Below are 3,455 nucleotides of genomic sequence, written 5' to 3'. Positions count from 1 at the left end.
GGGGGCGGCGCCCCCCCCGCCCCCCCGGCCGCCGGGACCCGCGGCCCGCCGCCGGGGGGGCCGCCCGGCATCCCGCCCCGGCAAGGACTCTCAGTGTCGTGGTGGCCGTTCTCAGTCCGAGGGCGTGACCGCTGGTGAACAGGCCGGACTGCGCGACGTCGAGCGTGTGAAGGTGCGGCGGTAGGCGGTGGGGGTGGTGTCCAGTGCGCGCCGGAAGTGCAGCCGCAGGTTGGCCGCCGTGCCCAGCCCGCAGTCCCGCGCCACCTGCTCCACCGAGCGGTCCGTGGATTCCAGCAGCTCCCTCGCCCTGCCCAGCCGGGCGTTGAGCATCCACTGCAACGGGGTCGTGCCCGTCTCCTCGGTGAACCGGCGCATGAAGGTGCGCTGCGAGAGGCCCGCGTGCCGGGCGAGCACGCGCAGCGAGAGCGGCTCGCCGAGCCGCTGCAGGGCCCATCCACGGGTACCGGACAGCGACGCCTCGCCGGCCACCGCGACGGGAGCCGGCACGTACTGGGCCTGCCCGCCGTCTCGGTGCGGGGCGGCGACCAGACCGCGGGCGATCTGGTTGGCCATCTCCGCGCCCAGGTCGCGGCGCACGATATGCAGGCACAGGTCGATGCCGCAGCACACCCCGGCCGAGGTGAGCACGTCGCCCTCGTCGACGTAGAGCACGTCGCGGTCGACCGAGACGGCCGGGAAGCTCCGCTCGAACTCGTCGATGTGCTTCCAGTGGGTCGTGGCGTGCAGCCCGTCCAGGACGCCCGCCGCGGCCAGCGCGAAGGCGCCCGTGCAGATCGACACCACGCGCTTGCCTCGGTCGCGGGCTCCGGCCAGTGTCTCGAGCACGGCGTCCGGCACCGGGAGGATCAGGTCGAATCCCGGCACGATCACGGTGTCGGCGGTGCTCACCCGCTCCAGGCCCTCGCCGGCGACCAGGGCGAAACCCGCGCTGGTGGCCACCTTCGGCTGCAACGCGCACAGGGTCATCTCATAGGGGGTTTCCGGCCGGGTGGTGAAGATCTGCGTCGGGATCGCCAGGTCGAGAGGGGTGACCCCGTCCAGCGCCAGGACCGCGACTCGATGTACTGCCATGGCAGGATTCTAGCGAAGTAAGGAAATTTTGCCTCTCACCAGGTCAGGGCGGTTCCGGCCAGGCTGAAGACATGACCGGACCTACCCACGAGGCGGCCGCCGACCTGATCACGCTGCCCGGCACACCGCTTGCCGACGCCGTCATGAACCTCATCCGACCGGTGGAAACGCCGTCCGTCTTCAACCACAGCATCCGCAGCTACCTGTTCGCCCGGCTGGTTGCCGGCCGCCTCGGCCTGGTCGTCGGCCACGACTACCAGGACGACCTGTTGTTCGCCGCGTGCGCGATGCACGACCTCGGCGTGGCGTCGGACGGCCCGCACAACCAACGGTTCGAGGTCGAAGGCGCCGACCGGGCCGCCTCATTCCTCATCGACCGCGGATTACCGGCAATCGATGCCGACCAGGTCTGGCAGGCCATCGCCCTCCACACCTCCCCGGGTATCGCAGAACGCCGCGGCACGCTGTGCGTGCTCGTCCGCGAGGGCGTCGCACTCGACTTCGGTGGCCCGATCGGCGCCGCCCACATCGACGCCGTCACCGACGAGCAGGCCGACGCCGTGCACGCCGCCTATCCACGGCTGGACATGATCCGCTCACTCACCGACGCGATCGTCGCGCAGGCCGCGAAAGACCCGAAGAACGCACCCCGGTACACGATCCCCGGCGAATTCCTCCGTGAACGCGAGACCTTCGGCCGGACCCGGCTGGAGCACGCCTGCCGTTCGTCCCGCTGGGGCAACTGACTCCACGGACTCCACGACCGCGTCACCGAAGAACACGACCGAGTCACCAAAGAAAAGGAAGCACCGCAATGACCGTCCACACCGTCGCGATCCCCGAGGACAACGCAGTCTTCGGACAAACCACCAGCGCCTTCGCGAGCTTCGGCTATTCCGCCGCGGTCCGCGCGCACGGCCTCCTGTTCATCGCCGGAACGATCGGTCGCCGCGCCGACGGAACCATCCCGGACACCATCGAAGAGCAGACCGAGATCGCCATCCGGAAGATCGAAGAGATCCTTCGACTGGAGAACCTCGACCCGTCCGCCCTCGTCGACGTCACCAGCTACCACGTCGACATCCGCCGGCACTTGCCCGGCTTCATCGAGGCCAAGCAGCGCCTCGTCAAGGCGCCCTACCCGACCTGGACGATCATCGGGGTCAGCGGCCTCGCCAGCCCGGGACTCCTCGTCGAAATCCGCGCGACCGCCGCGTATCCCGCCGCATCCCGGTAGACCGCCGCTCCTGGGCCGGCGCCCCGGCCCCGGCCCCCGTCGCGACGGACGTGAGGTGCTCACGGGACTGCGGCGGCACCGGGGAGACGACGGGACCCTGCCCGGTCTGCAGATGGTGGTCGTAGAACGCCGCCAGCACCGACACCGCGTGGTTGACGGTGGCCGGGGCGTAGCCCGACCTCAGGTACGGCTTGCCGGTGGCGCGTTCAGCGATCCCGGCACGGGCGCATCCGGTCGGCGCCGGTCCCGCGCCGGGTTGTGGCACGTCCGCAGCCACAGGACGAAGTCGCGTACGTCCACGCAACGCGGCCGGTGAGGTGCCGCGGAACCTGCGGATCAACCTCGTCAGCTCCGCTTCCAGGGCCCGCCCCAGTACGGGGCCGGGTCGGGGGGGCGGGGACCGGTGGGTCAGCGGTGGGTGAAGCGGGTGGTGAGGGTGACGGTGGTGAGGCCCTTGATCATTGCGGCTCTGTTCCAGTTCATGCCGAAGTCGTTGCGGTCGACGGTGATCTCGCCGCTGAGGGTCACCTCGTGCGGGCCGGCGGCGGTGGCGCGGGCGGTGAAGGTGAGCGGGCGGGTGGTGCCGAGCACGGTGAGGCTGCCGGTGACCTTGGCGGTTCCGGCGCTGTCGGCGACGACGCGGGTGGCGGTGAAGGTGAACGTCGGATACCTGTCGACGTCGAAGAAGTCCGCGGAGCGCAGGTGGGTGTCGAGTTTGGCCTGCTTGCTGAGGATCGACGCGGCCTCGACGGTCAGTGTGCCGTGCGCGGAGCCGTCGGGGCTGATCTCGCCTTCGCCGCTGAGCTTGGTGAAGGCGGCCCTGATCGTGGCCAGTCCCCACATCGACTTGTGCTTGATCTCCACTGATGACGTGGCCGGGTCCAGGACCCAGGGGCCGGTGCTGAGGTCGGGCAGCCTGGTGGAGGGCTGGGTGGGGTCGGTGGTGCGGCGGGTCATGGCGACCGTCTTTCGCGGTGGGGCAGGCAGTGGCGCTTGGGTGGGGTGTGGCGTCGCGGGCTGGTGAGTCGCGCGCTTGCTTCCGCCCGGTGGTGGTGTGGCGGGGCCTGGATTCGGGGGCGTCCGTCGTCGCGGGGGTGTCGCGGGGGCGGCCCATCCCCCCCCCCCC

The 3,455-nt window shown here is 70.9% G+C and carries 4 protein-coding genes; 2 read left to right on the top strand and 2 right to left on the bottom strand.

Annotation, left to right across the window (positions count from 1 at the left end; all coding sequences use genetic code 11):
- Positions 1–111: 111 nt before the first annotated feature.
- On the bottom strand, positions 112–1,092 hold the full coding sequence (locus tag ACFV61_RS35180; RefSeq protein WP_380496178.1) for a GlxA family transcriptional regulator: 981 nt from the start codon (positions 1,090–1,092) through the stop codon (positions 112–114).
- A gap of 71 nt (positions 1,093–1,163) precedes the next feature.
- Here ACFV61_RS35180 and ACFV61_RS35175 point away from each other — a divergent pair, with 71 nt between their 5' ends.
- On the top strand, positions 1,164–1,838 hold the full coding sequence (locus ACFV61_RS35175; protein WP_380496176.1) for an HD domain-containing protein: 675 nt from the start codon (positions 1,164–1,166) through the stop codon (positions 1,836–1,838).
- A gap of 68 nt (positions 1,839–1,906) precedes the next feature.
- Positions 1,907–2,329 (top strand): RidA family protein, encoded by a 423-nt coding sequence (locus tag ACFV61_RS35170; protein ID WP_063351808.1) that lies wholly within the window; start codon positions 1,907–1,909, stop codon positions 2,327–2,329.
- Positions 2,330–2,737: 408 nt separating this feature from the next.
- Here the strand turns inward: ACFV61_RS35170 and ACFV61_RS35165 are convergent, their stop codons facing one another.
- Positions 2,738–3,286, bottom strand: a complete 549-nt coding sequence (locus ACFV61_RS35165) for a YceI family protein (RefSeq protein ID WP_380426219.1) — start codon at positions 3,284–3,286, stop codon at positions 2,738–2,740.
- Between the last annotated feature and the right edge of the window lie 169 nt (positions 3,287–3,455).

The sequence above is a fragment of the Kitasatospora sp. NPDC059817 genome (assembly GCF_042731835.1).
In the GTDB taxonomy this organism is placed as follows: domain Bacteria; phylum Actinomycetota; class Actinomycetes; order Streptomycetales; family Streptomycetaceae; genus Kitasatospora.
The sequence above is the reverse complement of the archived record's forward strand: the minus strand, read 5'-3'. Positions and strand labels throughout refer to the sequence as shown.